Here is a 26,768-nt window from a genome sequence, read left to right as displayed (position 1 = left end):
AGATATCTTGCCAAGATAGCGCACAAAAAAATCTTGTCGTTTTCTTGCACCTTTGCAGAAATTATCAACAATTGATACTTGAACTCAAACTTCATAACCACAACCAATCGCGAGGGACATCATGGACATGTATTTAACCTTAGATGAAGCTATCGAGGCCGCACGAGAAGCCTATTTAGCCGATCACGAAAACAGCGATGACGCCTCACAGGTCGCCCAATTCAATCTGCAAAAATATGTCATGCAAGACGGTGAAATCATGTGGCTAGCGGAATTCCACGCTACCGAAGATGAAAGTGGTGATGGCGTGCCGCTATTTAGCGGTGAAGCGGCTCAGGCAATTTTTGATAATGACTACGATGAAGTAGAAATTCGCGAAGAGTGGATCACCGAAAATACGCTCTACGAGTGGGATGAAGATGACTTCCAATACGAGCCACCGTTAGACACTGAAGAAGGTGAAGCCGCCTCCGACGAGTGGGAAGAGCAAAATTAGTCGCGGTACGTTTTCAGTAACGCTGATTCCTATGCTATCGCAGAGCACATCTGCGATAGATTGATTTTAGGCTATAAACCAGTCCCCTCCCCTTTACGCATTACGGCAATCTGCGCTACCGCTCTGGTTGATTATCATCATGGATGCTTTATGGCTATAATCGCCATACATCAACACACTGAATTATTCGGTTTATAATATTTTGCAAGAAAACTTCAATATGCTGCTGGCGGTGTTTGAACGCGCCGCTCTGATGCTGATCTGCATCTTTTTTCTGACACGCATTCGCCTGTTCCGCCAACTGCTGCAAAAAGAGCAGCATACTCGGGTTGAGCTGGCCGCCGTGACCGCGATTTTTACCACCTTCGCCCTATTTAGTACCTATAACGGCATCAGCGTTGAAGGCGCATTAATCAACGTGCGCATTATTGCGGTTATTTCCGGCGGGATACTTTTTGGCCCTTGGGTGGGGATCACTACCGGCGTTATCGCGGGCGTGCATCGCTATTTGATCGATATGGATGGCGTTACCGCGATCCCATGCTTAATCAGCAGCATCATTGCGGGGATAATTTCAGCGTGGATCCATCAGCGGGTGGTGAAAGAAAAACGCTGGAGCGCAGGTATCTTAGCGGGCATGTTGTGTGAAAGCCTGACGATGGTGTTGATTATCGTCTTTATCGATTCTAAACCGCTGGGCGTTGATATCGTTGAACACATCGGTTTACCGATGATCCTCGGTGCAGGCTGCATCGGTTTGATCGTGCTATTGGTACAAAGCGTTGAAGATGAAAAAGAGGTTATCGCGGCACGTCAGGCGAAGCTGGCTCTCGATATTGCCAACAAAACGCTGCCCTACTTCCGCAATATCAACAGCGAATCTCTGATGACCATTTGCCGGATCATCCGCGAAGATATCAATGCCGATGCGGTGGCCATCACCAACACCGAAAATATTCTCGCCTACGTGGGCGTGGGCGAAGATCAATATAATATCGGCGAAGAGCTGATTAGCGATGTCACACGCCAAACTATCCAGCGCGGTGACATCACGATCAATAACAACGACGAAGCCCACCGCACACCGCAGATCCATTCGCAAATTATCATCCCGCTGCGCGAAAAAGGCGAAGTCACCGGTACGCTAAAAATCTATTACTGTCACGCGCACAAAATCACCTATTCATTAAAGGTCATGGCCGTTGGTCTATCGCAGATCATCTCAACGCAAATTGAAGTTTCTCGCATTGAACAACTGCGCGAAATGGCAGACAAGGCCGAACTCCGCGCGCTGCAAAGCAAGATTAACCCTCATTTTCTTTTCAATGCGCTCAACGCGATTTCGTCTTCTATTCGCACCAATCCTGATACCGCTCGCCAGCTGATCATTAATTTGGCCAGCTACCTGCGCTTTAATCTGGAGCTCAACGATGAACACATCGACATCAAGCGCGAGCTACACCAAATCCAAGACTATGTGGCGATTGAAAAAGCGCGATTCGGTAGCAAGCTGACCGTTATTTTTGACATCGACGACGTTGATTTAACCATTCCGAGCCTGCTGATTCAGCCGTTAGTTGAAAACGCAATCGTGCATGGGATCCAGCCGTGTCGCGGCAAAGGCGTGGTGGCGATTGCGGTTAAAAAGAAAGATAACCGGATAAGAATCTCGATCAAAGACACCGGTAACGGGATCAGCCAAGAAACCATTGACCGGGTGACGCACGGCGATATGCCAAATAATAAAATTGGCCTGCTCAATGTACATCAGCGCGTCAAACTGCTGTATGGCGATGGTCTGCATATTCGCCGACTTGAGCCCGGCACCGAGATCTATTTTTACATTACCCCAAGCGTTCCTACGCACAACGAACTCACGGTGCGAGAACCCAAGGAGGTTAATACGCTATGAAAGCGATCATTGTAGAAGACGAGTTTTTAGCACAGGAAGAGTTAAGCTACCTGATTCGAACCCACAGCAAAATTCAGATTGTGGGCACCTTCGAGGATGGTCTTGACGTGCTCAAATACCTACAGCACAACGAAGTGGACGCTATTTTTCTCGATATTAATATCCCTTCGTTGGACGGCGTGCTGCTGGCGCAAAATCTCAGCAAATTTGCGCGTAAGCCGCAGATTATTTTTATTACCGCTTACAAAGAACATGCGGTAGAAGCCTTCGAGCTTGAGGCTTTTGATTACATTCTCAAGCCCTATCACGAGTCACGCATCATCACCATGCTGCAAAAGCTGGAAGCCAGCCACCAGCGCGAGCAGGAGTTGACCAACAACAACACCGTAGCGCGACCGGCTCCCAAAACGATCAACCTGATAAAAGACGAACGCATCATCGTCACCGAATGCAACGATATTTATTATGCCGCGGCGGACGAAAAGGTCACCCGAGTCTATACCCGCCGCGAAGAGTTTGTGATGCCTATGAACATTACTGAATTCTGTAACCGATTGCCTGAAGAGAAGTTTTTCCGCTGCCATCGTTCGTACTGCGTCAATTTGTCTAAAATCCGAGAGATCGTACCGTGGTTTAATAACACCTACGTACTGCGTCTCACCGATCTTGAGTTCGAAGTTCCCGTAAGTCGCGGAAAAATAAAAGCATTCCGCCAACTTATGCGGCTATAGCGTTAAATTGCATCACTCATATTTTCCGCCCGCCTCCCTCACAACGGATCTCATCACGAGATCCGTTGTCTACTCACCTCATGTGACAAGTGCTAATCAAGGCACAACAAACAGACCAAAAAACTATATTTATAGAGCTAATATCTAAATCCAACATTTTAAAAAGTGCTATATACTATTTGTGTTACAAAACAACTTCCGCTCGTTATGACAGATATCAACGGAAATGGCACTTTTATGATGTATTTATGAGCGGTTTGCTCTGTTGGATCGAAGAGAGAATAGCGATGATGAATTACAAAACCTTTTCAATAGCGCTTTTAACCACACTTCTGGCGACCACCTACACCTACGCAGCATCGGTTCAAAACAGTGATTCACAAAGCAATAATGCGCAGAACAACGCAGTCTTAACGTTAGACGCTCCGGCCGCATCAACCAACGCCGCGGGTTCAAAATCCAAAGAATCTAAAACCACACCCATTCACATGTCCTGTGAAGATTTTTTGGCGCTTGATACACAGGCACAAACACCGGTTGTATTTTGGGTAAGCAACTTAGATACCCACTATAAAGGTGGCGACTACGTTGATGAGCAACAGGTTGACGAGTTTGTAACGCCGATGGTGATTGAAGAGTGCAATAAGGCACCTGCCACCAAGCTTGTTGATTTGAAAAGCAAAATGGAGCAATACGTCAAAAAACATTTCTAATGCATTTTGCTGATGCTCACAAAAAAGCCTGCTCAGTGTCCTGCGCAGGCTTTTTATTTTCAGCGGGCGTCGAGAATCTAACTAGATTTTCATGCCTAACTCTTGGCGCAGATGTGCACCCGCACCCAGTAATCCGGGGAAGTCATGTACGATAAGATAAACCGGAATATCATGCACATACTCCTTAAAGCGCCCTTTATCTTCAAACGCCGCACGAAAACCCGATGCCTTAAAGAATTCAAGAAAACGCGGCACAATTCCCCCGGCGATATACACGCCGCCGAAGGTTGCCATATTTAGCGCCAAGTTGCCGCCAAAGCGGCCCATAATCACGCAAAACAGCGAGAGCGCGCGACGACAATCGGTGCAAGAATCAGCTAATGCTCGCTCGGTAACGTCTTTAGGCGCGAGGTTTTCCGGCAGACGATTATCCGATTTCACAATGGCGCGATAAAGGTTAACCAGCCCAGGGCCAGATAAAATACGCTCGGCGGAAACGTGCCCAAGTTCTGGACGCAGCACCTCAAGGATCAGATCCTCTTCTTCACTGTTGGCGGCAAAATCAACGTGCCCACCTTCGCCCGGCAAGCTGATCCAGCGATCGGCCGCATGGATAAGATGCGCTACGCCTAATCCCGTCCCTGCGCCGTAGATAGCAATCGGCTTATCCTTTAGCGGGGCTTTACCGCCAAACTGCATCAGATGCTCAGGCTTAAGCATAGGAACCGCCATGGAAACCGCAGTGAAATCATTAATCACTTCCAGCTTTTCCAGCGCCAGATTTTTTTTCATCTCAGCAATAGAGAACGCCCACGTGTGGTTGGTCATCGCCACCCAGTCTTCTGTCACGGGGCAGGCGATGGCAATACAGGCTTCTTTGACAGAAACGTTATGCTCTTGCAGATAAGTACGAATCGTGGCTTCTAAACTGTCAAACTCCAGCCCTGAATAGGTTTTTGCCTGCGAGATTTCACCGTTCTCCAGCGAGCAAAGAGCCAATCGCGCGTTAGTACCACCCACATCCCCGACCAGTGCGTGCGTTGTCATACTGCCTTCTCCCAAAAAATGCTGCCTGAAACCACCGAAAAAATACTGGCCGTATCTAAACACAGCCGTATCAGCCCCCACAACGGGCACTCCGCACTACGGCACGCAATAGTGAAACCGATCACAAAAATCGTTTCAGCAAGGCGCTGTTTGCACCCGTTCTACGCTTAAACGCCTTCGTTACCTAACGCCCAGTGCGCAGCATATTCAGCATGAATTTGCGCAGTATCAAACAGAGGAACGTCAGCATCGGTTTGGTCGACCAGCAATGCAATTTCGGTGCATCCCAGAATAATGCCCTGCGCACCTTGCTCAGCCAAACGCTGCATAATCTCGCGGTATTGTTGGCGTGATTCAGGACGGATTTGGCCTAAGCACAGTTCCTGATAAATAATGCGGTGGATAATTTCGCGGTCGGATTCGTTGGGAACGATGACCTCAATGCCAAAGGTGTCGGTGAGTCGGCCACGATAGAAATCTTGCTCCATCGTGAAACACGTACCTAATAGACCAATGCGCGTTAAGCCTTTGGCCTGAATGCGTGCCGCGGTAGCGTCGGCAATATGTAACAGCGGTAAACCACTACGTGCTTGGATCTGCTCGGCCACTTTGTGCATGGTGTTAGTGCACACCACAATACCTTCTGCGCCAGCAGCGTGTAGACGCTGTGCCGCATCCGCCAAAAGCTCACCGGCCTGTTGCCATTCGCCCTGCATCTGTAGGTGTTCAACTTCGGCAAAATCGACGCTATACAAAACCAGCCGAGCGGAATGTAGTCCACCCAGCTGGTTTTTTACGGTCTCGTTGATAATTCGATAGTAAGGAACCGTGGATTCCCAACTCATTCCGCCGAGTAAGCCTAACGTTTTCATGCTGTTGCTCCTGTTAACCCACTATTATTTATAGGGGTTAACATAACGCAGGCAGGCAGAATGAGTACAGCATTAGCGTAGCGTTGACGCCATATTGCGAGCCGCTCGGCGTGCAACAATGCGCTCACGCAGCGTGTCATACACCCAGTTGTAGACCATGGTGTATGGCAAGAAGAACAGGATGATGCCCAGTTCCAGCATAAACGCCTGTAACATCGAGATGCTTAACACATACGCGGCAATATTCACGCCAATCACGATAAACCCGCATTCAAAGCCAAGCGCGTGGAAAATGCGGACTTTCACATTACGCACCACGCGGCTTACCGGCCATAAGCGATCGAATATCGCGTTATAGATGATATTCCAGATCATCGCAGCGGTAGCCAGAATAATCGTCAGACCGCCCATCTCCCATACTGAGCGCTGCATCAAATACGCGCCAACGGGCGCACAGATAAGAGTCGCAATGGCCTCAAAAGTGACGGCGTGGAACACGCGTTCCATCAAAGATTTACGTTGCATACGGAATAAAACCTCAAATTAATCCTCTGAGTCATGTCAGAGAAGGTGATTATCCTCAGGTTTATCGCTATATTAAAATTAGGTTCCATCGATAAAATAGATACTTTATGCGTTACTCTCCCGAAGCACTCAATGCCTTTGTCGAAACCGTGTCCGCCGGTTCATTCTCCGCCGCCGCTCGCCGTTTGCATAAAAGCCAGTCCACCATCAGTACCGCGATTGCCAATTTAGAAGATGATTTGGGCGTGACGCTGTTCGACCGCTCAGCTCGACATCCGGTTCTCACCGAACAGGGACAGCGGGTTTTGATTCACGTGAAGGAAATTTTGGCTGCCAGCGAGCGTCTAGATCAGTTAGCCGTGCGTTTAATGGATAACGTTGAGCCACGCCTGACGTTTGTGCTTTCCGACACCTTTCACCCCAGCGCGTTAGAAGCGTTGCTACAGCAATTCGATCGGCGTTACCCCGATACCGAATTTGAATGTCTGATTGGTGAAGACGAAGACGTTATCGACCTGCTGCAAAAAAATCGCGCCCACATTGGGCTGATTGAATCGCGCAAGCACTATCCGCCAGACATCGGCGTTGCGCGGTTAAGCAAGCAAACCCAGATGGCAATTTATACCGCCCCATCACATCCGCTCGCGCTACGTGAACGCATTCGCCCAGAGGAACTCAATGCCGTGCGCGAACTGCGTTTAAGTACCTATCTCGAGCGCGATCAAACCCAAATGCATGGATTGATTTGGTCTGCACCTAACTATTTGCTGTTGCTTAGCATGGCGGTTCAAGGATTTGGTTGGAGCGTGCTACCGTGCGCGTTGGTGGAAGAGTTTTGCCATCAAAAAGAGTTGGTGCCGCTGTCGGTGCCCGGCTGGCCCAAATCTATTTCTGTCGACGTGGTGTGGTCAAAAAACTCCCCGCCGGGGCCGGCAGGGAGCTGGATTAAAGACTATTTGCTGGATATGCCCGCTTGAGACTGATTCAGCGGTTTACTAATGTGATGCGTTACGCTCAGCAATCGCTTTGCTCAGCGTTGCCAGATATTCAGGCACATCCATTTTCGGCAGCATAACTTCAATCAGCGTCAGCGCTTTTGGCGTTTTGCTGGCGTCGAAGGCCTTTTGCAAAGATTGCACGCTGTCCGCATGGTAGGTGACCGCGTTGCCATTCACCGAAAGTGCAGCGGGAATTTGCGTCCAATTCCATGCGGCAATATCGTTGTAGACCTCTTCGGGGCCGTGAATTGCTCGCTCTACGGTATAGCCATCGTTGTTCACTAAAATGATCACCGGTCTTAGCCCGTGACGTAGCAGCGTGCCCAGTTCTTGAATCGTCAGCTGCGCCGAACCATCGCCGATCAGCAGCACGACGCGGCGCTGTGGCTGCGCCAGTTGGGCACCCAGCACCGCGGGCAGCGTATAGCCAATCGAGCCCCAGAGTGGCTGAACGATAAAGCTCGCGTCTTTAGGCAAACGCAGAGTCGCAGAGCCAAAGCTCGAGGTGCCCTGATCGGCAATCACAATATCGCCTGCGCGCAAAAATCGCTGAACCTGCTGCCAAAACGTATGTTGATCAAGATGATTACCGTGTCCCTCCGGCAAACTATCTCGCTGGGCATCGGGAGATTGCCACTCCACACAAAGCTCGCGTGCCAGATCAATTAATGCAGCCAATGCGTCATTCATCGGCAATTGGCTAAACACGCGCCCTGCCACGCTGGCTGAAAATGGCTGAATATCGATGGTTTTATTTAAGGTGAGCTGATGGGTGAAGCCCGCCGTCACGCTGTCGGTTAACCTCACACCCACGCTTATTAATGCATCCGCATTTTCAATCGCGGCCTTCACACAGGGCTGGCTCGCGCCTCCGGCATAGGTGCCAACAAAGTTTGGCTGACTTTCGTCGAGAACGCCTTTCCCCATGAGCAGCGTTGCGCTGGCAACGCCGGGTAAATCCGCCAACTGCTGAACGGCCTGTTTTTGACCAAAACGGTCGGCCAGAAAATCGGCCAATAATGCGACCTTACGAACCGGTTTAAGCAGCTCACGCGCCGCCTGAACAAATTCATTTAGCCCGGTGATCTCATCTTGTCGTGTGGCAAAGGGATAAAGTTCGGTACGAATCGGCTCATCACACACATCGCTTGGCAATAAGAGGTAGCCGGGCCGACGGTGATAGAGCACATCACTGAGAACACGATCGATTTCAACCGCCGCATTTTCTGGGGTCAGTACGGCCTGTGAGCAGGTTACTTCCGCCGCCATACGGTAGAAATGGCCATAATCACCATCACCTAACGTGTGGTGCAGCAACTCCCCTTTCTGCTGAGAGCGCCTATTCGGTGCTCCCACAATATGAATAACCGGTAAATATTCAGCATAGCTGCCTACGGTACCGTTAATCGCACTCAACTCCCCCACCCCGAACGTAGTCACCAACGCAGCTGCGGGCGCACATCGTGCATATCCATCGGCGGCATAGGCCGCGTTGAGTTCGTTGGCGCATCCCACCCATTCAAGATCGGCGTGAGCCGTAACAAAATCGAGAAAACGCAGATTGTAGTCTCCGGGAACGCCGAACACGTGCTGAATACCCGCCTGCGAAAGTCGGTCGAGGAGGTAGTCGGATACGCTATACACCGTGCTATTTGAAGTCTTGCTCATTGCGATGCTCCCAATGGACATTTCAGGGCAGTAAGCACTGAAAAAACGAGAAGTTAGTTCACGTTTAAAAGTATAGGGGGCTCTTTTTGATGGCGTTGAAACCGGCTCTGGAGCATGATGGAAAGCTAGATTTACGCTGTGAACACGCATACTACCTAAGATTATCAGGCGGCGTACTGTGTGTTTATCGTCTTTTTTCATGTCATCGTGTAAGGAAGATCAATGAGTTATCTGGCAAATCCCGAACGCTATCAATCGATGGAATACCGACGTTGCGGTAACAGCGGTTTACAGCTACCGGCTATCTCGCTGGGGTTGTGGCATAACTTTGGTGATACCACCCTTTTCGACAACAGCCGCAATATGCTGCTGCGCGCTTTCGATTTAGGCATCACTCATTTTGATCTCGCTAACAACTATGGCCCCCCTCCCGGCTCGGCAGAAACCAATTTTGGCCGTGTTCTACAACACGATCTCCTGCCGTATCGCGATGAAATGGTGATCTCAAGCAAAGCGGGATACACCATGTGGGAAGGGACTTACGGTGACTGGGGCAGCAAAAAATATTTAGTGGCTAGTCTTAACCAAAGCCTAAAACGCATGGGGCTCGACTATGTGGATGTTTTCTATCACCACCGCCCCGATCCTAATACGCCGCTCGAAGAAACTATGGGCGCTCTCGACCTCATCGTGCGTCAAGGTAAAGCCCTGTACGTTGGGCTATCTAACTATCCCGCAGAAACGGCTCGCCAAGCGATTGCGATCCTGCGAGATCTCGGGACACCTTGCTTGATCCATCAACCTAAATATTCAATGTTTGAACGCTGGGTTGAAGGTGGGTTGTTAGATGTCTTGCAAGAAGAAGGCGTCGGTTCCATTGCGTTTTCCCCACTAGCGGGAGGTCTGCTGACCGATCGTTATCTGCATGGAATACCTGAAGATTCACGCGCAGCACATAGCCAGTTCTTAAAACCAGAAGCCATTACTGAGCAGAAACTGGGTAAAATTAAGCAGCTTAATGAGATGGCGCTGGCGCGAGGGCAAAAACTGTCGCAAATGGCGCTGGCATGGGTGCTACGTGGCGATCGCGTGACATCGGTACTGATCGGTGCAAGCCGTATCAGCCAAATTGAAGATGCCGTGGGTATGCTAGAAAACCGACATTTTAGCGCCGAAGAGCTCAGCGCTATCGAAAAAACCCTGGCCAGTTAATCTTCATCGACCGAACGCAATACACGACATGGATTTCCCGCTGCAACAACACGCGGCGGGATATCTTTCGTTACCACGCTGCCAGCACCAATTACAGAACCATCACCGATGGTGACACCCGGACACACAATCACCCCGCCGCCAATCCACACTTTGTTGCCAATCGTGATCGGCTTACCAAACTCAATGCCTGAAATTCGTCGTTCAGGATGGGTAGGATGTGCCGCGGTATATAGCTGCACATGAGGGGCGAACATCACGTCATCGCCGATAGTCACAGGCGCGATATCCAAAATAGTCAGATCCGTATTGGCGTAAAAACGCTGCCCAATTTTAATGTTGTAACCATAGTCGCAAAAGAACGGCCCGGTGATCTCAGCCTGCTTATCCACATTTGGCAACAGCGCTTCCAGCAGCTCTTTGCGCGCCTGCTGCTGCGACGGTAGCGTATGGTTAAACTGGAAACATAAATCAATCGCGCGTAGCCGATCGGCCACTAACTCAGGATCCGATGAGTAGTAGTTTTCGCCCTCAATCATCTTCTGTTTTTCACTTTTGCTCACGTGTACTGCTCCTAAAATTCGCTAGGCCGCCAGAATAATCTCAAACGTCGCGATTAACAGCGGATTCCCCCATTTCTCCACATTGTAATCACATTCACAATGCTAATATCAGCTCACATAAAGGAATGACGGCGTTATGTGTTGTTCATTGAAGATGATGCCAACCAACGTCCTTCCCCGTAAAGGAGAAAAACATGAACCCGCGTATAGCTGCAGTTATTTTTGCTTTTTGTAGCCTGATGCCTCTGGGCGTTGCACAGGCCACGTCAGCTGATATCGATTTACTTCCCGGCGTGAGTTTGCATCTTGGCGATCGCGATCAGCGAGGGAATTACTGGGATGGCTATGACTGGCGCGATCAAAACTGGTGGCGCAATCATCAAGGCCGTTGGGTTGGTGACCGCAGTCCTCGCGGCTATTACTGGGATGGTGGCCGCTGGCGTGACCATAACTGGTGGCAGAAAAACTACTATTCACGCGGCGGGAAGTATTATCGCTATGACCATAAAAACAAATATAAGCATCATGACCGTGGCAACCATTATGGTCACTATAAAAAACATGACCGCCATGACCACGACGATCGTGGCCACGGGCATGGCCATCACTAATGGCTGAATAAAAAAAGCAGGTTCACGAAAATGAACCTGCTTTTCTATAAATCTTCTAAAAACAAATCTTCTAAGCCTTAAAACAACATGCTCACCAACAGGTAGAAGTTGAGGCCGACGACCACGACCACAATAACTTTACCCAGCGCCTGAACGGTACGTCCGTTCACCATGTCGCCCATCAGTTCTTTATCGCCGGTGAAGCGCAGCAGCGGCACCAGTGCCAGAGCAATACCAAAGCTCAGCAGCACCTGACTTAACAATAGGATACGGGTCGCATCCAGCCCTGCCATAATCACGATGAAAGAAGGCAGCATGGTCACCACTCGGCGCACCCAGAGCGGAATGTAAAAACGCACAAAGCCCTGCATAACCACCTGACCCGCCAAGGTTCCCACCACGGTAGAAGACAAACCGGCAGCGACTAAGCTCAAACCAAAAATAGTGGCAGCAGCATTACCCAGCAGCGGTTTTAGCGTTAAATAAGCTTGGTCCAGCTCTGCAATTCCACTGTGGCCGCTAAAATGAAACGCTGCCGCTGCGGTTGCCATCATCGCAAGGTTAACAAAACCGGCGATGGTCATTGCAATGGCAACGTCGAGTTTAGTGGAAGAGTAACGTTCGGCCTTGGTTCCCAACGACGCAGAAGTTTGTGTCAGAGACGAATGCAGGTAAATCACATGCGGCATGATCGTTGCGCCTAACACACCGGCTGCCAAAAATACCGCTTCGTGAGTGGGTAAATCCGGAACCAACATCCCGTGCGCAAGTTGAGCAATGCTCGGCTGAGAGAACACCAGCTCCACGATATAAGCCGCAGCAACGAAAAGCAGCAAACCACCGATAACCAGCTCAAGCGGTTTCTGTCCACGGCGTTGTAGCGTTAGGATCAGGAAAGTGGCAATACCGGTTAACACCGCCCCTTCCAACAACGTACAGCCCAGCAATAACTTGAAGCCAATCGCGGCCCCGATAAACTCAGCCAAATCGGTCGCCATGGCAATGATTTCAGCCTGCACCCAATAAGCCCAAACGGCCGGACGAGGAAAGCGATCGCGAATATGTTCCGCTAAGTTTTTACCGGTCGCGATGCCAAGTTTTGCGGAAAGAAGTTGGATCAGCATGGCCATAAAGTTGGCCCATACAACAACCCACAGCAGCTTATAGCCGTAAGACGCACCGGCCTGAATATTGGTCGCAAAGTTACCGGGATCGATATAGCCGATGGCGGCGATAAAGGCAGGTCCCATCAGCGAAAATTTTATCTTTCGCGACGCAGGAGGAGTTGTTTCTGCAACACGTGAATCAAGCATACCAGCCACCTTAACACCTATAGTCACACTAACGATTTGTGACCTAAACTTCGTGATTAACTCCATTATTGTATAAGTGATAATGATTATCAATATCAACTTAAACGATACTTCCTATCCGTTCGATAGGCCGTTTGCTTGTGGAGTCTGACAAGGCGCTTTCAGCTCTTAAACACGTCGACACCCTCGCTTCTGGCATTTCTTCCAAATAAGCGAACTATGGTGTCTAATAATAATATCACAACTTCTCAAACTTTCATCAACATGGTCCTTGGGGGCTTTTTGTTACTTTTCTAACTTTTTTCTTGATTTACGTTATAACAATTTCAATATTTGCAACCGAAGTCTCGTTTTTACCTGTGCCGTTACATAGAATGTGCTGCGAAATTTAGCCTGCCTCATAATTTGGAGCACTGTATGTCCCCTATTTTGCATTTTGTTTTAGCCCTTGCGGTGGTAGCGGTACTTGCCCTGCTCGTTAGCCGCGATCGCAAAAGCATTCGCGTGCGCTTCATTGTTCAGCTGTTAGTTGTTGAAATCCTGCTGGCTTACTTCTTCCTGAACTCCAACATTGGTTTGGGCTTTGTGAAGGGTTTCTCTGGGTTCTTCGAAACGCTGCTCAAATATGCGGCAGAAGGTACCAACTTCGTCTTCGGTAACATGAGTGACAAAGGTCTGGCCTTCTTCTTCCTGAACGTACTGTGCCCAATCGTCTTTATCTCTGCTTTGATTGGTATTCTTCAGCACATCCGCGTATTGCCGGTTATCATCCGCGCAATTGGTACCGTGCTGTCTAAAATCAACGGCATGGGTAAACTGGAATCTTTCAACGCCGTGAGCTCGCTGATTCTGGGTCAGTCTGAGAACTTCATTGCGTACAAAGATGTTCTGGGCAAAATGTCTGAAAAACGTATGTACACCATGGCAGCAACGGCGATGTCTACCGTTTCTATGTCTATCGTTGGTGCATACATGACCATGCTGGATGCCAAGTTTGTGGTAGCCGCATTGGTGTTAAACATGTTCAGTACCTTTATCGTACTGTCCCTGATTAACCCTTATTCTGTGGAAGGTGAGGCTGACATCCAGCTGAAAAACACCCACGAAGGTCAGAGCTTCTTTGAAATGCTGGGCGAATATATCCTGGCTGGTTTCAAAGTTGCGATTATCGTTTCCGCAATGCTGATTGGTTTCATCGCGCTGATTGCTGCGTTGAACGGCCTGACCGAATGGGTCTTCGCGCTGTTCCACGTTGACGGCATGACTTTCCAGAGACTGCTGGGCTATGTCTTCTATCCATTTGCATGGGTAATGGGCGTACCAAGCCACGAAGCGCTGAACGTTGGCAGCATCATGGCAACCAAGTTAGTTTCTAACGAATTCGTTGCCATGATTGACCTGCAGAAAATTGCAACCGAACTGTCTCCTCGTTCACTGGGCATCCTGTCTGTGTTCTTGGTTTCCTTCGCTAACTTCTCTTCTATCGGTATTGTTGCAGGCGCTATCAAAGGTCTGAACGAACACCAAGGAAACGTCGTTGCTCGTTTCGGTCTGAAACTGGTTTACGGTTCTACACTGGTTAGTATTCTGTCTGCGTCGATTGCGGGTCTGTTCCTGTAATACGTTAGGCAAATTCTGATTGGCTAAAAGGCGCTTAGGCGCCTTTTTTATTGTCTGTCACCTAACGGCATCTCTTTTTACAGAAAAGTCCGTAGCGTTGCTTACAGGGCTATTACGCAGGCCGTTTATTGAATCAATAACGAAAGCGTTGAGATCAGAGAACGGAAAGAGAAAAGAATTTCAGAACGAAATGCAGAAAAGCAAAAAGCCGACATCTCTGTCGGCTTTTCAAATTTTGGTGGAGCTAAGCGGGATCGAACCGCTGACCTCTTGCATGCCATGCAAGCGCTCTCCCAGCTGAGCTATAGCCCCACAACGTAAACTACGAGAAGTGGTTGTACTTCTTTCAAGCTTTATTTTAAAGCTTGTAAAACGACCAACCAGTCTGAGAAAAGGTTGGTGGAGCTAAGCGGGATCGAACCGCTGACCTCTTGCATGCCATGCAAGCGCTCTCCCAGCTGAGCTATAGCCCCAACGCTGACGCTAAATCGCGTTAACGGGGCGCATGATATGAAACCTCACAAATGCTGTCAACGGCTAAATGTTTTTCTTAATCCAAACGCTGAAAAAGCCGCCAACACAGCGAAATTTATCGACAATTTGTAGCTCAAAACAATTCAATCTTTAGGAATGCTAAAGCTATTTTATGGCTTCACTCACTGTATTCTATTAGCTAGATATGTAACTATTTTGAGTAATAAATACGGCGGTGTGTTTAAGCAACAAAAGGAAGATGTATGAACAAGGAATGGTATGCAGCAAAAGAGCTGGTTGGGGTCGCAGGTTTTCCAACGACGCCACAGGCTATAAACCAAAGAGCAAAATCTGAAGGGTGGCGTAAACAAAAGCGCAGCGGTGTACAAGGTAAAGCGCTCGAGTACCACATCAGCAGTTTCCCCGATGAAGTTGTATCTGCGCTACTCGCCAATGAAGAATCATCATTTTATTTGGCCGATCTGCCTAAAGCAGAAAAGGCGTGGAGTGCTATTTATTATCAGCTCACTGAAGACGAACGTGAGCAGCTAACGCGTTTTATCATGCGTCGAGGCATTAACGCATTGTTGGGATGCTTAGAGTCTCAGCATCCCTGTCTTAGCACTCAAAATGACACGACGAGTTCAGTCTCATAGCCCTTTGGAACGATAGGATATCATAATGAAAAAAAAGGACTGGTTTACCGCCAAAGAAGTGATGAAGAGTACCGCTATTACCTCCTCGCCAGATAAAGCTTGGCTGAGTATCTTTCATCAGATGAGTCAAGACGAGCAGATATTCCTCACCGATTTTACGATGCGCGAGGGGATCAATACCCTGCTGCAATGCCTGCATGCCAATGACAGATAGCGCTGACAGATCGCGCATAGAATATGCGATTTAGAAAATGTTTAGAGTGATCAAGTACGTACTCTAGATAAAGAAAAACCGGCATCAGCCGGTTTTTCTATTATAAACATAAGCCAATAAGCTTATTGCTGCGCTTCACGCTCGGCAATAAATGCCAGAGCCATGTCAATACGCTTCAGCGAACGCTGCTGACCAATCGCATGTACGGTAACATCCACGCCAGGTGACTGGCCTGCGCCTGTGACAGCCACACGCAGTGGCATACCCACTTTGCCCATACCCACTTCCAGCTCATCCGCGGTGCCTTGGATAGCATGGTGAATATTTTCAGCGGTCCAGTCAGTAATTGCCGCCAGCTTAGAACGTACCAGCTCTAACGGCTGACGCGCGACAGGACGCAGGTGTTTTTTCGCCGCATCAGCATCAAACTCTGCAAAATCTTCGTAGAAGTAACGCGCCTGAGCGGCCATTTCTTTCAGAGTTTTACAGCGCTCAGCCAGCAACTTAACAATTTCAACCAGCTGTGGACCATTGCGCGTTTCATAACCCGCTTCATGGATATGCCATGCCAGATGAATAGCCACGTACTCTGGCGCCATCGTGTTGATGTAGTGATGGTTCAACCACTGTAGTTTTTCAGTGTTGAACGCACTTGCTGATTTGCTGATGTCATCAAGTGTGAAGAACTCTTTCATCTCATCAATGCTGAAGATTTCTTGGTCGCCGTGAGACCAGCCCAAACGAACCAAATAGTTCAGCAACGCTTCTGGCAAGTAGCCATCGTCGCGATACTGCATCACACCGACCGCACCGTGGCGCTTAGACAGTTTTTTACCGTCATCACCCAGAATCATAGATACGTGTGCGTATTCAGGAACTGGAGCACCCAGCGCTTTCAGAATGTTGATCTGACGCGGTGTGTTATTGATATGGTCTTCACCACGGATAACGTGGGTAATTTCCATATCCCAGTCATCGATAACAACACAGAAGTTATAGGTCGGAGAACCATCGGTACGACGGATAATCAGATCGTCCAGTTCTTGGTTGCTGAATTCAATTGGGCCACGGATTTTATCGTCAAAGATAACGGAGCCTTCCTGAGGGTTCAGGAAACGCACAACGTGCGGCTCGTCGTCGGCGTGATGTTCGTGGCTATGACGGCAACGGCCATCGTAGCGAGGCTTCTCACCGTTAGCCATTTGCGTTTCACGCAGCTCTTCCAGACGTTCTTTGGAGCAGTAGCACTTATAGGCAGTGCCCTGCTCTAACATCTGATCGATCACATGGTTATAACGATCAAAACGTTTGGTCTGGTAGTACGGACCCTCATCCCAATCGAGATTCAGCCAGTTCATACCATCCATGATGGCGTCGATCGCTTCCTGAGTTGAACGCTCAAGATCGGTATCTTCAATACGAAGAACAAATTCACCGCCGGCGTGGCGGGCGAACAACCAAGAATAAAGTGCGGTACGCGCACCACCTACGTGCAGGTAGCCAGTTGGGCTAGGTGCAAAACGGGTTTTGATTTTCATGTGAAACGTGGCCTTTATTACGCAATGACCCACATTATAGGAATGTGGCCTGCTTTCTATTACTAATAAGTAGGCAGCATTCTACCATTACGCCCCGATTCCTCAACGCCGTTACGTCTATAGTTCGAAGGCTTATTGCAAAATGTGCTTAAAAAGTTCTCATTGCTGTCTATGTATAAGACATCTTGACTATTTTTCCAACGAACAGCATTTTTTCTTGAAAAAAGCGTTGACCATTTTCGGGCGCTCCCTATAATGCGACTCCATACAGCGGGGGTGATTAGCTCAGCTGGGAGAGCACCTCCCTTACAAGGAGGGGGTCGGCGGTTCGATCCCGTCATCACCCACCACTCTTTAGAGTGTTCCCGCAGTGTGAAGTACATGAGTAACGACAGGTTTCAGACTGGGTGATTAGCTCAGCTGGGAGAGCACCTCCCTTACAAGGAGGGGGTCGGCGGTTCGATCCCGTCATCACCCACCACTCATTTAGAGTGACCAGTGAGCCTGAAGTGATTGATGTACAGCAGTAAAACGACAGATTTCCGATTGGGTGATTAGCTCAGCTGGGAGAGCACCTCCCTTACAAGGAGGGGGTCGGCGGTTCGATCCCGTCATCACCCACCACTCTTTAAGAGTCAATTGGGCTGTCGTGAAATTCGGTATTTAGAAGTGGGTGATTAGCTCAGCTGGGAGAGCACCTCCCTTACAAGGAGGGGGTCGGCGGTTCGATCCCGTCATCACCCACCACTTCTAACCAGCTGGTACCGAATTGACAATGAGTATCTGAAGTAGCGCAGAAAATAGTAGTTCAGAAGTGGGTGATTAGCTCAGCTGGGAGAGCACCTCCCTTACAAGGAGGGGGTCGGCGGTTCGATCCCGTCATCACCCACCACTTCTGCGGGTCGTTAGCTCAGTTGGTAGAGCAGTTGACTTTTAATCAATTGGTCGCAGGTTCGAATCCCGCACGACCCACCATTTCAGATAAAACAATAAGCGCCGAGAGGCGTTTTTTTGTTTTTGTACTCCACATAAAATTCGTGTGGGATGAGAACCTGCCGCAGGTTCGAGTCGAACGAAGTGAGACAACGTTGCGTAAGCAACGGCCCGAAGGGCGAGGCAAAGCCGAGTAATCCCGCACGACCCACCATTTCAGATAAAACAATAAGCGCCGAGAGGCGTTTTTTGGTTTTTATACTCCGCATAAAATTCGTGTGGGATGAGAACCTGCCGCAGGTTCGAGTCGAACGAAGAGACTTATCCCCTCTCCATCCTCCCTAAACTCTTCGTTTCACAGTTTCATATCACCAGATCCAAACCATCACACCCAACAAAACGAGAATTCCCGCAAACATAACCCAGCCTGAAGAGCGCGCAGGCGTGCGCATTCCCGTAGGCAACCATTCTTGCGGGATAATGCCAAACAACGGCTTAGGATCGATAACGGAGGTTATTTTGTTATCTGTCTCGTCCGGCTTCACATTCACGACAGGATTTTGCGCAGCCACGGCCAAATAGTTTTCCAAGGGAGAACGTACCACATCCGAGGTTTGAGACGCTGGAGCCAAATTCCCTAATGCTTTATCCAAGACTTGATTGACCTGTATCGCATGTTGGATTTCACTTTTACTCATCAATGCTTTGGCCGTATCACCAATCACAACCGGCTGATTGCTCTGCAATACGGTCGCCGCCCGCGCAGCCGTTGCCACGTCAGGACGCGCATTTTGCACCTGAGCCGCAGGTGCCGTATTTTTTGCCCCAGAAGCAAGCTGGCTGAGCAGCGTGCGTTCCTGCTGTAGCGCCGTTAATGTTCGAATCAGCGTCTCTCGTTGCTGAGGCGATATATCTTTGCGCTCAAGCAAATTGAGAAGCTGATCGATTTTAACCGCCAGCATTTCCGCGGAGAGTTTCTCTCCCCGTGGAGTTGGTAAGGCGTCAGATCGTGCATTCACCGGAGGTATATTCATTATGCCTGCTTGAGCTTTTCTACGTTGAAACTCTCTACGTTGAGCTTTTCTATGGTTTGTTTAGACCTCGAAGAAGTCTCCCGAGACGATTCTACAACAACCATCGCGCTGCTTTATATACATATACGGCAAATGTGGTCATAACTTTAATCATATTCACTATCATTAAATTTAATTTCATCCAAGGAAATTGAAATAGAAGTTTTCATCTATTTTAAAAAGTGTAATTTCACATGTATTGGGATGAATCTTATTGCAAAGAAATAAACAAACCACATCACTTTTTATAATAACAACTACCTTGACGATGTATTACTTTCGGGTAATTCAATCTTAGTACAGACTAAAGCAAATTGTGATTCATCATGCCATGAATACCTACAAACAAATCTATAATTATCATAGAGCAGCATACTATCTTTGCCCGATGCCACAGTGGTGATTAATGAATTAGACATTTCATCACGCTCTTGGATTTTCGTCAGTAAAGGAAATGAAGTTGCCACTCCATGCCAAAGCACACCGCATATAAAACAGATTATGCCTATTACCACCATCATTCCCCAGCGTTTTACTCTTTGATTTTCATTAATAACCGGCAGAATATTTTGCACGTTCTCCCGTTTACTTTCAAAGTGAGATTGTGTGTTTAATTGCTGTTCTTCACGGCTATCATCTTGAATTATCGGTTCATGATTAACGGCCGGTTCTAAAGAAAAGAGCTCGGGATGCTCTATTTGGTACCCCATCCTAGGTATAGTCTGTATCAGTGTAAAATCTTTATCTCCTAACTTGCGCCGTATCGATTTCATTGTTTGGTTGATCGTCGCATCTGCGCTGTACGTCCCACTCCACACATGTGAAATGATTTCACGCCGCGTTACACATAACGGCGCACGTTCTAAAAGCAGACATAGCATCTGATATTCTTTGCTACGTAATGTGTGTTCCTCGCCATCAACGGTAACAATTTTGTGCGTTATCGTACTGATGGTTATTTTCCCTTGTGCCATATAAAGCTCCCGAAAACTCCTCGCATTTTCAATATCTATACATGCAAGATAATTCCTATTTCTGATGAAGGAAATTTTGTGATTATTTTATTGAAGACACCATATAAAAATAAAACCACATCGCTGACCATTCTCATTAAAGCATTCAGATTACCGTTATTATTTTACGCAGATAACGTTTTATAACAAGAGAGCAAATGGCTGCGAAACATTAACATCACATGATTATACTTTTTTTCACTCTACTATTAATTCATTGCATGGAATCATTACACCCATTCCCTCGTTATAGAACAAATAGCTACAGATAAAGTTTAGAGAATATTCCTAAATGAGCATTTTTGTTACTTACCCAATTCATTTACCTAAGATTTTATTTATCTATAAATAGCTTAATGATGAAGTGCTTACTTTATTTCTGCCTCCATCGCACCGTAATCAAGTAACAACCGAAAAGGTGTCGTTTGTGATTTATTTAAAACCTCGTTGGGAATACACGATGTTTGCAGTCTATCTCATATTATCGCCTTCCCTGTGTACGGCCGATACGGAAGAAATATCGGCAGATACACTGATGTCATTAGGCGCGCCTACTCTTGCTTGGGAAAAGATGTCCATGGCCCAGTCTCAAATGCATGGATTGCAAGCAGCCACGATTGCTCAACATCGACTTAGCCTTTTACTACGCTGGGGCATGGATGAAAGCCGAAGCGATAACGGCGTCTTGCGTCTCGCGCCATTAAATAAAGCATTAGTCGAAGAGCAACGATTTTTGGCCACGTTTGGGCAATCAAACAGCGTCAATCGCGTGCAACAACAGGTCCTTGGCGATCAAATTGTCACACTTAGCGCAACAGGTGACGCGAAAAACGCGATTCTCCGCGCTCATCAACTCGAACAACTCGCCCCCCTTCCCGCCTATGTGAGTGCAGCTCGAGGCGACGCATTTATGCAGCTAGAGCGGCCAGAAAACGCCGTAGCCAGCTATGAATATGCGCTAGCTCATGCTGCGCCGGGAGAGATTGAACCGATCCCCACGCAGGAAATGCTGTTCTATGCTCTTTTAGACTGCGGGCGCTATGAGCAAGCCGAAGCCTTGCTGGCAAAATTAGAACCCGATACCCCACAGTGGGTTAGGCTCAGCGCCGCACCAGGGTTGGTGAATCAGGATTACGCCACGGTAAAAAAGATGCGTGCGCAGTACACCCTGTACAGTGGAAATGTCACGCTGGGTCAGCGGCAAATAGACGCATTGGTCCATACGGCACCGATGAATGATGACCTGCTCACCACTCAGGCTCAGGCTTATTTGCTGCGTGATTTGCCCACGCGTTCTGCACAGACCTACCGAATTGCCTTAAATCAAACACCAGACAGCCTTGAGGCTCGCGCGGGTCTTGCCGAAGCGTCGCTTGCCCGACGGGATTTTGCCCTTAGCCAAGAGATCTACCAGCAAGTCTCTCAAGGGTTTGAAGACGACAATTCTATTGCACAATTCGTGGATAATTATCGCTATCAGCAACTGCCTTATTTCACCACCGACGCCAGCGGCGGGCGCGGCAACGGCACGCTCAGCGACTATGATTGGCAAATCGATAGCTACCTTTACTCCTCACCGATTCAACAGAATTGGCGGCTCTTCGCGCATCAATTCACCGGTCAGGGCAAAACTGAAGAAGGCACAGCAAGGCGGATACGTAACGGCGCTGGCGTCGATTTTCGTGCCACTGAATGGCTCGGTTCGATGGAAATTAACCGCAGCAATGGCAACGCGGCGAAAACAGGCCTAGCAACGCAGGTTAGCTATCTTCCATCCGACCATTGGCAGTTCGACCTAGGCTACGATAACAGCAGCAACGAGCTTGCTTGGAAAGCCTATGACAGCGGCATCAGCGCGAAGCAGACGAACGTCGCGCTGCGCTATCAAACCGATAGCACCGCCTCCGCAGAACTGGCCTATCAAAACCAGCGGCTGAGCGATGGAAACCTTAGCCAAACATGGGAAGCCTCAACCACTAAGCTGTTATGGACACGCCCACGCCAGCAGTTAGAGGGCACACTATCGCTTTCCACCAGCAGCAATAGCTTGCCTGACGCGGAGTATTTCAGCCCTGAGCGCGACTATTCGGCAGGCGTAACCCTGCTACATCAGTGGACACCATGGCAATCAGCGCGGCGTCACTTTACCCAGCGAACCTATCTCACCGCAGGTGAATACCAGCAGCGCCATTTTGGCTCAAGCCTATTTACTGAGCTGAGATTCGAGCACCAATGGGCGCTAAGTGCCCATTCAGAATTAATTTACGGTATTGGACTGAATAGCCATCGCTACGATGAATCACGCGAAAACCGGACTCTTTTTTATCTGTCACTGACTTTGCCCTTAGGAAGCCCGCTATGACGTCTACTTTTCGTTCAATCTTAATTTTTACTTTGAGCCTACTGTTGCTTCAAGGGGCATTCGCTGCCGGGCAGCCGTTACCGGCTATTGATATTCAGCCTCCTGCCGATCCCGACGATGGTCTTACTTTTCGCGTATTGGCTTTCCACGACGTGCGCGACGATCTGCGTGCCAGCTTCGCCACCTATCCTGATGCCACCGCCATTGATACCAAAACGCTGGCCTCGCTGTTCGCTTGGCTGAAGGAAAATGACTACCACATGGTCTCCGTCGATCAAATCATTGCTGCGCGCCAAGGCGGCAAAAAGCTGCCGCCGCGTTCGGTGCTGTTAAGCTTCGATGACGGATATCGCAGTTTCTATACCCGTGTTTTCCCTCTACTCAAAGCCTACGGCTACCCGGCTGTGCAGGCGCTGATCACCGATTGGGTCAATCATCCCGCTAAAGAAAAAATCAAAATTAGCTCCACGGTGGAGTTGCCCGGTGATTATTTCCTGAATTGGAATGAAGTAGCCGAAATGCAGCGTTCAGGCTTAGTCGAATTTGCGTCTCATACTCACAATTTACACCGTGGAATAGCCGCTAACCCACAGGGCAGTGAGTTCCCTGCGGCAACGACATTACAGTATTTGGCAGATAAAAAACGCTATGAAACCGAAGCTGAATATCAAACCAGAGTTAAAGCGGATTTAGCCCATAGCGCGAGGCTCATTCAGCAATATACCGGCCATGCACCGCGAATTATGGTGTGGCCTTATGGCGCATACCATCAGCCGGTGCAGGAAATTGCCCGTCAGCTTGGCATGCCTATCATGCTGACGTTGGATTCCGGCTCAAATCCATCCTCACAGCCGCTTTCAAAAATTACTCGCATCCTGATCGGCTACGACACCACGACCAGCGTGCTCAAGCAGGAACTCAGAGCGCCAGCCAACTACAACGGCGACATCTATCCCGTTGAACGCGTGGTTCAGGTCGATTTGGATTATGTTTATGACGCCGATCCTCAGCAGCAGGACCAGAATTTATCTTGCCTGTTAGATCGCATCAAAGATCTTTCCCCAACCACGATTTACTTGCAGGCCTTTGCCGATCCCGACGGCAGCGGTCTCGTCAAAGAAGTTTATTTTCCCAACAGCGTATTACAGATGCGCGCTGACCTATTCAGCCGCGTCTCATGGCAATTACAAACTCGCACCGGCGTGAACGTATTCGCCTGGATGCCGGTACTTAGCATCGCTCTGCCGAAGGATAATCCGGCGGCGAATAAGTGGATCACTTCAACCCACAGCGGTACGCAGCCCAGCACGTTTCCCTACACTCGCCTCAGCCCATTTGAACCCGATGTTCGGGCGGCTATCACTCAGCTCTATCACGATCTTTCCCGCTACACACCGTTTCAGGGCGTTCTATTTCATGATGATGCCGCGCTGAGCGACGACGAGGACACTCGCCCTGCCGCCTTAGCACAATATCAAGCGTGGGGATTGCCAGCTGATGTGAACAAAATTCGCTCCAATCCTGCGCTATTACGCGCGTGGACAGACAAAAAAATCGATTTCCTCATTAACTTCACCCACCAGTTGGCCGCTGAAGTGCAGAAAAATCAGTTTGCCTCTGCGACGCAAATGACCGCGCGCAATCTCTACGCCCAGCCCGTCATGGATCCACAGGCCGAGCAGTGGTACGCACAAAGCCCGCCCAAATTCTTGGCAAACTATGATTACACCGCGCTGATGGCGATGCCCTTTATGGAATCGGCCACTATGCCCGATCGTTGGCTCACCGAGCTGTATGAAAAGGTGGCCGCGCAGCCATTAGGCATTCAAAAAACCGTTTTTGAACTCCAAAGCTACGATTGGGAGAAAAAGCGCCCCGTCAGCAACGACGTTTTGCTACATCAACTGACGTTGCTGCGGGCGCTCGGTGCCCGCCATTTGGGCTATTACCCAGACGACTTCATCAACAACCAGCCTGATACCGAAGTGATCCGCCCACTGATGTCGGCGCAGAGCAACGTTATCGAGCGAAAACCGTTACCTCAATGCGATAGCCGCATGGTGCGCGACAAACATAAGCAGTGGAGCAATCAACCATGAACCACTTCTTAAGCACAGATATTCCAACGCTGCTGTTTGGTTTTGTCTTCTACTACCCGTTCTTTATGGCTTGGCTATGGATGCTCGGAGGGTTGATCTATTTTGTCGTCTACGAACGCCATGATGATTTCACCCACCCTGATTTCACGCAGGCAGAAACACCGCGCATTTCCATTATCGTGCCCTGCTATAACGAAGAGCCTAACGTGCGCGAAGTGATCGCCCATCTGCAAAACCTGAATTACCCCAACTATGAAGTGCTCGCCGTTAACGACGGCAGCCACGATCGCACCGGCGAAATCCTTAATGAACTGGTTGAGCAATATCCCAGCTTAATGGCCATTCATCAGGATAAAAACCAAGGCAAAGCCGTGGGTTTAAATACCGCGGCACAGTTAGCCACCGGCGATTTTATTCTCTGCATGGACGGTGACGCACTTCTGGATCCTAACGCGCTGCATTTTTTGGTCAGCCATTTTATTGATAACCCACACATGGCCGCGGTTACCGGAAATCCACGCATCCGCAATCGCACTTCGTTACTTGGGCGCATGCAGGTGGGGGAATTCTCTTCCACGGTGGGACTTATCAAACGCTGTCAGCAGGTTTTTGGGCGGCTATTTACCGTATCCGGCGTTATCGCCCTATTTCGTAAAAGCGCGCTCGAGGAAGTGGGTTATTGGAGCGTCGATATGCTAACCGAAGACATTGATATCAGTTGGAAGCTACAGACTCACGGCTGGGAAATACGCTACGAACCGCGCGCACTGACGTGGATATTAACGCCGGAAACATTGGTTGGGCTTTATCGTCAACGGCTGCGCTGGTCCAAAGGCGGAGTACAAACCGTATTTAAATATTTTCCCGCCATGTTCACTCCGCGCAACCGCATGATGCTGCCTCTGTTTTGCGAATACGTGGTGAGTATTTTTTGGGCCTACTGCATGGCCTTTGCTTTTGTATTGATGTTTGCCGATTTCTTTTTCCCGCTACCCATCAAGTGGCAAATCTCGGTCGTTCCGGTCTGGAATGGCATGGTGCTCGGTGTGACCTGTCTATTGCAGCTATTAGTCAGTTGTCTTATCGACCGACGCTATGACCGAGGGATTATGAAATGCTATCTCTGGACGATTTGGTATCCATTGATGTTTTGGTTAATCAACGTGGTAACCAGTCTGGTTGCCGTTCCGTCCGTATTGCTTCGCCGACAAGGCGCACGAGCGGTATGGGTTAGTCCTGACAGGGGTATTCAACATGGAAAATCCGATCATCGAAATATCAGCAAAAAGCTTCCTTAACGCCTCTACGGTGAATAAGCGTCAGCGCCTGCTGCTCTACATTTGGTTTGGTTTCGGGCAACCGTTATTGATTATCGGGGTATGGTTAGCGATTGTCTTTTTCCTTTATCGCTACATGCTCAACAGCCATGACTTGTTAAGCAATCTTAATCGGCTGGGCGATTACAGCCTGATCATCATATCGATGGGGATCATTCTGGCGCTATGGTTTGCGCTGCGTTATCTATGGCGGGTATTGATGCTAATGCGTAAGCATGAACTGCATCAACGCATGGCGGAAACCCATCCCGAGCAGGCACACCGAATTGTCAAAGTGATCCATGACGAAGCGGGCAACATCACGCATATTCAGCCGCAGTAAATAAGCATAAGGGCAGTATTTTACTTAATACAATTTACTTAAGCTCGATTTTAGGAGGAGCACACCGATGGGGTCGTAGCGGCGTTAGTCGCCGGAGCGCCCCGCGGTGTGGTAGACCCGTGTATCTCGATCTCTTAAACAAACGCATTACAGTATTTTACTGCCCTTATCGCCGCTGCGCTGCGTTAACTACGTTGACGCTTGAGAGGCTTAACTAAGCCTTCAAGACCCTCAATTTTGATGGCGAGGGTGATCTGCATCAGCTCACCCAGTTTTCCCTGCGGGAACTCATCCTTGCGGGCGAACCACAAAAGATACTCTTCCGGTAAATCAATCAACACGCGACCTTTGTACTTGCCAAACGGCATCACCATATTGGCAATTTCAATCAGGTTTTCTTTTTCCATTACATTTCTGCCTGTCATCTAGCTCCCCCCCGATTGGGAGGAGCCGATCGCGTTTTTGT

At 48.9% G+C, this 26,768-nt stretch carries 24 protein-coding genes, 8 tRNA genes and 1 other RNA gene; 21 read left to right on the top strand and 12 right to left on the bottom strand.

From position 1 onward, the window contains the following. The first annotated feature begins 121 nt into the window (after positions 1-121). The 4 genes from DSM2777_RS12675 (at position 122) to DSM2777_RS12660 (ending at position 3,852) form a co-directional block, all read left to right on the top strand. Complete coding sequence (locus DSM2777_RS12675; RefSeq protein ID WP_061554131.1) at positions 122-496, top strand: MysB family protein; 375 nt, start codon at positions 122-124, stop codon at positions 494-496. 220 nt (positions 497-716) lie between these two features. Then, positions 717-2,408 (top strand): sensor histidine kinase, encoded by a 1,692-nt coding sequence (locus DSM2777_RS12670; RefSeq protein ID WP_061554130.1) that lies wholly within the window; start codon positions 717-719, stop codon positions 2,406-2,408. Then, positions 2,405-3,139, top strand: coding sequence for a LytR/AlgR family response regulator transcription factor (locus DSM2777_RS12665; protein ID WP_046458105.1), 735 nt, complete (start codon positions 2,405-2,407; stop codon positions 3,137-3,139). Before DSM2777_RS12670 ends, DSM2777_RS12665 begins: the two co-directional genes overlap by 4 nt. 287 nt (positions 3,140-3,426) lie before the next feature. Next, on the top strand, positions 3,427-3,852 hold the full coding sequence (locus DSM2777_RS12660; RefSeq protein WP_237087769.1) for an HdeA/HdeB family chaperone: 426 nt from the start codon (positions 3,427-3,429) through the stop codon (positions 3,850-3,852). Between the two features lie 81 nt (positions 3,853-3,933). Here DSM2777_RS12660 and glk read toward each other — a convergent pair whose 3' ends face one another. The 3 genes from glk to DSM2777_RS12645 all read right to left on the bottom strand — a co-directional run bounded on the left by glk (position 3,934) and on the right by DSM2777_RS12645 (position 6,296). After that, the gene (gene glk / locus DSM2777_RS12655) at positions 3,934-4,899 is read right to left on the bottom strand and encodes a glucokinase (protein ID WP_061554129.1); all 966 of its coding nucleotides are present in this window, start codon (positions 4,897-4,899) and stop codon (positions 3,934-3,936) included. Positions 4,900-5,066: 167 nt separating this feature from the next. Next, on the bottom strand, positions 5,067-5,771 hold the full coding sequence (locus DSM2777_RS12650; RefSeq protein ID WP_061554128.1) for an aspartate/glutamate racemase family protein: 705 nt from the start codon (positions 5,769-5,771) through the stop codon (positions 5,067-5,069). Positions 5,772-5,843: 72 nt separating this feature from the next. Then, positions 5,844-6,296, bottom strand: a complete 453-nt coding sequence (locus DSM2777_RS12645; RefSeq protein WP_040045780.1) for a multidrug/biocide efflux PACE transporter — start codon at positions 6,294-6,296, stop codon at positions 5,844-5,846. 107 nt (positions 6,297-6,403) lie between these two features. Between DSM2777_RS12645 and DSM2777_RS12640 the strand changes: the two genes are divergently transcribed. Continuing rightward, positions 6,404-7,273, top strand: a complete 870-nt coding sequence (locus DSM2777_RS12640; protein ID WP_046458108.1) for a LysR family transcriptional regulator — start codon at positions 6,404-6,406, stop codon at positions 7,271-7,273. Between the two features lie 18 nt (positions 7,274-7,291). Here the strand turns inward: DSM2777_RS12640 and DSM2777_RS12635 are convergent, their stop codons facing one another. Then, complete coding sequence (locus tag DSM2777_RS12635; protein ID WP_061554127.1) at positions 7,292-8,962, bottom strand: alpha-keto acid decarboxylase family protein; 1,671 nt, start codon at positions 8,960-8,962, stop codon at positions 7,292-7,294. A 222-nt stretch (positions 8,963-9,184) separates the two neighbouring features. Between DSM2777_RS12635 and mgrA the strand changes: the two genes are divergently transcribed. Further along, positions 9,185-10,174: an L-glyceraldehyde 3-phosphate reductase gene (gene mgrA, locus DSM2777_RS12630; RefSeq protein ID WP_061554126.1), complete on the top strand. Its 990-nt coding sequence runs from the start codon at positions 9,185-9,187 to the stop codon at positions 10,172-10,174. Here mgrA and DSM2777_RS12625 read toward each other — a convergent pair. After that, a complete protein-coding gene (locus tag DSM2777_RS12625) occupies positions 10,171-10,713 on the bottom strand; it encodes a sugar O-acetyltransferase (RefSeq protein WP_174521877.1) in 543 nt (180 codons plus the stop codon). The genes mgrA and DSM2777_RS12625 overlap by 4 nt on opposite strands. Before the next feature lie 218 nt (positions 10,714-10,931). On the opposite strand from DSM2777_RS12625, the gene DSM2777_RS12620 reads away from it, so the two are divergent. After that, positions 10,932-11,348, top strand: a complete 417-nt coding sequence (locus DSM2777_RS12620) for a DUF2502 domain-containing protein (protein ID WP_074399244.1) — start codon at positions 10,932-10,934, stop codon at positions 11,346-11,348. A 77-nt stretch (positions 11,349-11,425) separates the two neighbouring features. Here the strand turns inward: DSM2777_RS12620 and DSM2777_RS12615 are convergent, their stop codons facing one another. Beyond that, positions 11,426-12,661: an Nramp family divalent metal transporter gene (locus DSM2777_RS12615; RefSeq protein WP_061554125.1), complete on the bottom strand. Its 1,236-nt coding sequence runs from the start codon at positions 12,659-12,661 to the stop codon at positions 11,426-11,428. A 417-nt stretch (positions 12,662-13,078) separates the two neighbouring features. Here DSM2777_RS12615 and DSM2777_RS12610 point away from each other — a divergent pair, with 417 nt between their 5' ends. After that, positions 13,079-14,281: a NupC/NupG family nucleoside CNT transporter gene (locus tag DSM2777_RS12610; RefSeq protein WP_025800785.1), complete on the top strand. Its 1,203-nt coding sequence runs from the start codon at positions 13,079-13,081 to the stop codon at positions 14,279-14,281. Between the two features lie 236 nt (positions 14,282-14,517). Here the strand turns inward: DSM2777_RS12610 and DSM2777_RS12605 are convergent. Further along, positions 14,518-14,593 (bottom strand) — tRNA-Ala (locus tag DSM2777_RS12605). A gap of 85 nt (positions 14,594-14,678) precedes the next feature. Next, positions 14,679-14,754 (bottom strand) — tRNA-Ala (locus DSM2777_RS12600). A 264-nt stretch (positions 14,755-15,018) separates the two neighbouring features. Between DSM2777_RS12600 and DSM2777_RS12595 the strand changes: the two genes are divergently transcribed. Together DSM2777_RS12595 and DSM2777_RS12590 are read left to right on the top strand one after the other, a co-directional pair. Further along, positions 15,019-15,411 carry a DNA-binding protein gene (locus tag DSM2777_RS12595; RefSeq protein WP_061554124.1) on the top strand — a complete coding sequence of 131 codons (393 nt, stop codon included), beginning with the start codon at positions 15,019-15,021 and terminating at the stop codon, positions 15,409-15,411. 25 nt (positions 15,412-15,436) lie between these two features. Continuing rightward, entirely contained in the window at positions 15,437-15,625 is a 189-nt protein-coding gene (locus tag DSM2777_RS12590) for a hypothetical protein (protein ID WP_061554123.1), read from the top strand. A 122-nt stretch (positions 15,626-15,747) separates the two neighbouring features. Here DSM2777_RS12590 and gltX read toward each other — a convergent pair whose 3' ends face one another. Then, a complete protein-coding gene (gltX, locus tag DSM2777_RS12585; RefSeq protein ID WP_025800781.1) occupies positions 15,748-17,163 on the bottom strand; it encodes a glutamate--tRNA ligase in 1,416 nt (471 codons plus the stop codon). 274 nt (positions 17,164-17,437) lie between these two features. On the opposite strand from gltX, the gene DSM2777_RS12580 reads away from it, so the two are divergent. The 7 genes from DSM2777_RS12580 (at position 17,438) to DSM2777_RS12550 (ending at position 18,310) form a co-directional block, all read left to right on the top strand. Further along, a tRNA-Val gene (locus DSM2777_RS12580) sits at positions 17,438-17,513 on the top strand. 55 nt (positions 17,514-17,568) lie between these two features. Beyond that, positions 17,569-17,644, top strand: a tRNA-Val gene (locus tag DSM2777_RS12575). Positions 17,645-17,711: 67 nt separating this feature from the next. After that, positions 17,712-17,787, top strand: a tRNA-Val gene (locus DSM2777_RS12570). A gap of 47 nt (positions 17,788-17,834) precedes the next feature. Then, positions 17,835-17,910: transfer RNA gene (locus tag DSM2777_RS12565), tRNA-Val, on the top strand. 69 nt (positions 17,911-17,979) lie between these two features. Beyond that, a tRNA-Val gene (locus tag DSM2777_RS12560) sits at positions 17,980-18,055 on the top strand. A 7-nt stretch (positions 18,056-18,062) separates the two neighbouring features. After that, a tRNA-Lys gene (locus tag DSM2777_RS12555) sits at positions 18,063-18,138 on the top strand. Between the two features lie 48 nt (positions 18,139-18,186). Beyond that, positions 18,187-18,310: non-coding RNA, RtT sRNA (locus DSM2777_RS12550), on the top strand. A gap of 154 nt (positions 18,311-18,464) precedes the next feature. Here the strand turns inward: DSM2777_RS12550 and DSM2777_RS12545 are convergent. Together DSM2777_RS12545 and DSM2777_RS12540 are read right to left on the bottom strand one after the other, a co-directional pair. Then, the gene (locus DSM2777_RS12545) at positions 18,465-19,130 is read right to left on the bottom strand and encodes a hypothetical protein (RefSeq protein WP_061554122.1); all 666 of its coding nucleotides are present in this window, start codon (positions 19,128-19,130) and stop codon (positions 18,465-18,467) included. A 296-nt stretch (positions 19,131-19,426) separates the two neighbouring features. Continuing rightward, complete coding sequence (locus DSM2777_RS12540; RefSeq protein ID WP_061554121.1) at positions 19,427-20,143, bottom strand: winged helix-turn-helix domain-containing protein; 717 nt, start codon at positions 20,141-20,143, stop codon at positions 19,427-19,429. 499 nt (positions 20,144-20,642) lie between these two features. Between DSM2777_RS12540 and pgaA the strand changes: the two genes are divergently transcribed. Genes pgaA through DSM2777_RS12520 form a run of 4 tightly spaced genes read left to right on the top strand, consistent with a single transcriptional unit; the run spans position 20,643 to position 26,302 of the window. Further along, positions 20,643-22,544, top strand: coding sequence for a poly-beta-1,6 N-acetyl-D-glucosamine export porin PgaA (gene pgaA / locus DSM2777_RS12535; protein ID WP_061554120.1), 1,902 nt, complete (start codon positions 20,643-20,645; stop codon positions 22,542-22,544). Then, the gene (pgaB, locus tag DSM2777_RS12530) at positions 22,541-24,643 is read left to right on the top strand and encodes a poly-beta-1,6-N-acetyl-D-glucosamine N-deacetylase PgaB (RefSeq protein ID WP_061554119.1); all 2,103 of its coding nucleotides are present in this window, start codon (positions 22,541-22,543) and stop codon (positions 24,641-24,643) included. Before pgaA ends, pgaB begins: the two co-directional genes overlap by 4 nt. Then, positions 24,640-25,941 carry a poly-beta-1,6-N-acetyl-D-glucosamine synthase gene (gene pgaC / locus DSM2777_RS12525; protein ID WP_061554118.1) on the top strand — a complete coding sequence of 434 codons (1,302 nt, stop codon included), beginning with the start codon at positions 24,640-24,642 and terminating at the stop codon, positions 25,939-25,941. Before pgaB ends, pgaC begins: the two co-directional genes overlap by 4 nt. Next, on the top strand, positions 25,898-26,302 hold the full coding sequence (locus DSM2777_RS12520; RefSeq protein ID WP_046458120.1) for a hypothetical protein: 405 nt from the start codon (positions 25,898-25,900) through the stop codon (positions 26,300-26,302). Before pgaC ends, DSM2777_RS12520 begins: the two co-directional genes overlap by 44 nt. 185 nt (positions 26,303-26,487) lie before the next feature. Here DSM2777_RS12520 and DSM2777_RS12515 read toward each other — a convergent pair whose 3' ends face one another. After that, positions 26,488-26,709 (bottom strand): DUF3820 family protein, encoded by a 222-nt coding sequence (locus DSM2777_RS12515; protein ID WP_025800774.1) that lies wholly within the window; start codon positions 26,707-26,709, stop codon positions 26,488-26,490. Positions 26,710-26,768 lie beyond the last annotated feature (59 nt).

Origin of the sequence: Obesumbacterium proteus (assembly GCF_001586165.1) — a bacterium.
Lineage (GTDB): Bacteria > Pseudomonadota > Gammaproteobacteria > Enterobacterales > Enterobacteriaceae > Hafnia > Hafnia protea.
The sequence above is the reverse complement of the archived record's forward strand: the minus strand, read 5'-3'. Positions and strand labels throughout refer to the sequence as shown.

What these genes read in the sequence shown, in the direction of transcription:
- DSM2777_RS12675 (WP_061554131.1), top strand. Translation starts at nt 122, where the DNA reads ATGGACATGTATTTAACCTTAGATGAAGCTATCGAGGCCGCACGAGAA.
- DSM2777_RS12670 (WP_061554130.1), top strand. Translation starts at nt 717, where the DNA reads ATGCTGCTGGCGGTGTTTGAACGCGCCGCTCTGATGCTGATCTGCATC.
- DSM2777_RS12665 (WP_046458105.1), top strand. Translation starts at nt 2,405, where the DNA reads ATGAAAGCGATCATTGTAGAAGACGAGTTTTTAGCACAGGAAGAGTTA.
- DSM2777_RS12660 (WP_237087769.1), top strand. Translation starts at nt 3,427, where the DNA reads ATGATGAATTACAAAACCTTTTCAATAGCGCTTTTAACCACACTTCTG.
- glk (WP_061554129.1), bottom strand. Translation starts at nt 4,899, where the DNA reads ATGACAACGCACGCACTGGTCGGGGATGTGGGTGGTACTAACGCGCGA.
- DSM2777_RS12650 (WP_061554128.1), bottom strand. Translation starts at nt 5,771, where the DNA reads ATGAAAACGTTAGGCTTACTCGGCGGAATGAGTTGGGAATCCACGGTT.
- DSM2777_RS12645 (WP_040045780.1), bottom strand. Translation starts at nt 6,296, where the DNA reads ATGCAACGTAAATCTTTGATGGAACGCGTGTTCCACGCCGTCACTTTT.
- DSM2777_RS12640 (WP_046458108.1), top strand. Translation starts at nt 6,404, where the DNA reads ATGCGTTACTCTCCCGAAGCACTCAATGCCTTTGTCGAAACCGTGTCC.
- DSM2777_RS12635 (WP_061554127.1), bottom strand. Translation starts at nt 8,962, where the DNA reads ATGAGCAAGACTTCAAATAGCACGGTGTATAGCGTATCCGACTACCTC.
- mgrA (WP_061554126.1), top strand. Translation starts at nt 9,185, where the DNA reads ATGAGTTATCTGGCAAATCCCGAACGCTATCAATCGATGGAATACCGA.
- DSM2777_RS12625 (WP_174521877.1), bottom strand. Translation starts at nt 10,713, where the DNA reads ATGATTGAGGGCGAAAACTACTACTCATCGGATCCTGAGTTAGTGGCC.
- DSM2777_RS12620 (WP_074399244.1), top strand. Translation starts at nt 10,932, where the DNA reads ATGAACCCGCGTATAGCTGCAGTTATTTTTGCTTTTTGTAGCCTGATG.
- DSM2777_RS12615 (WP_061554125.1), bottom strand. Translation starts at nt 12,661, where the DNA reads ATGCTTGATTCACGTGTTGCAGAAACAACTCCTCCTGCGTCGCGAAAG.
- DSM2777_RS12610 (WP_025800785.1), top strand. Translation starts at nt 13,079, where the DNA reads ATGTCCCCTATTTTGCATTTTGTTTTAGCCCTTGCGGTGGTAGCGGTA.
- DSM2777_RS12595 (WP_061554124.1), top strand. Translation starts at nt 15,019, where the DNA reads ATGAACAAGGAATGGTATGCAGCAAAAGAGCTGGTTGGGGTCGCAGGT.
- DSM2777_RS12590 (WP_061554123.1), top strand. Translation starts at nt 15,437, where the DNA reads ATGAAAAAAAAGGACTGGTTTACCGCCAAAGAAGTGATGAAGAGTACC.
- gltX (WP_025800781.1), bottom strand. Translation starts at nt 17,163, where the DNA reads ATGAAAATCAAAACCCGTTTTGCACCTAGCCCAACTGGCTACCTGCAC.
- DSM2777_RS12545 (WP_061554122.1), bottom strand. Translation starts at nt 19,130, where the DNA reads ATGAATATACCTCCGGTGAATGCACGATCTGACGCCTTACCAACTCCA.
- DSM2777_RS12540 (WP_061554121.1), bottom strand. Translation starts at nt 20,143, where the DNA reads ATGGCACAAGGGAAAATAACCATCAGTACGATAACGCACAAAATTGTT.
- pgaA (WP_061554120.1), top strand. Translation starts at nt 20,643, where the DNA reads ATGTTTGCAGTCTATCTCATATTATCGCCTTCCCTGTGTACGGCCGAT.
- pgaB (WP_061554119.1), top strand. Translation starts at nt 22,541, where the DNA reads ATGACGTCTACTTTTCGTTCAATCTTAATTTTTACTTTGAGCCTACTG.
- pgaC (WP_061554118.1), top strand. Translation starts at nt 24,640, where the DNA reads ATGAACCACTTCTTAAGCACAGATATTCCAACGCTGCTGTTTGGTTTT.
- DSM2777_RS12520 (WP_046458120.1), top strand. Translation starts at nt 25,898, where the DNA reads ATGGAAAATCCGATCATCGAAATATCAGCAAAAAGCTTCCTTAACGCC.
- DSM2777_RS12515 (WP_025800774.1), bottom strand. Translation starts at nt 26,709, where the DNA reads ATGGAAAAAGAAAACCTGATTGAAATTGCCAATATGGTGATGCCGTTT.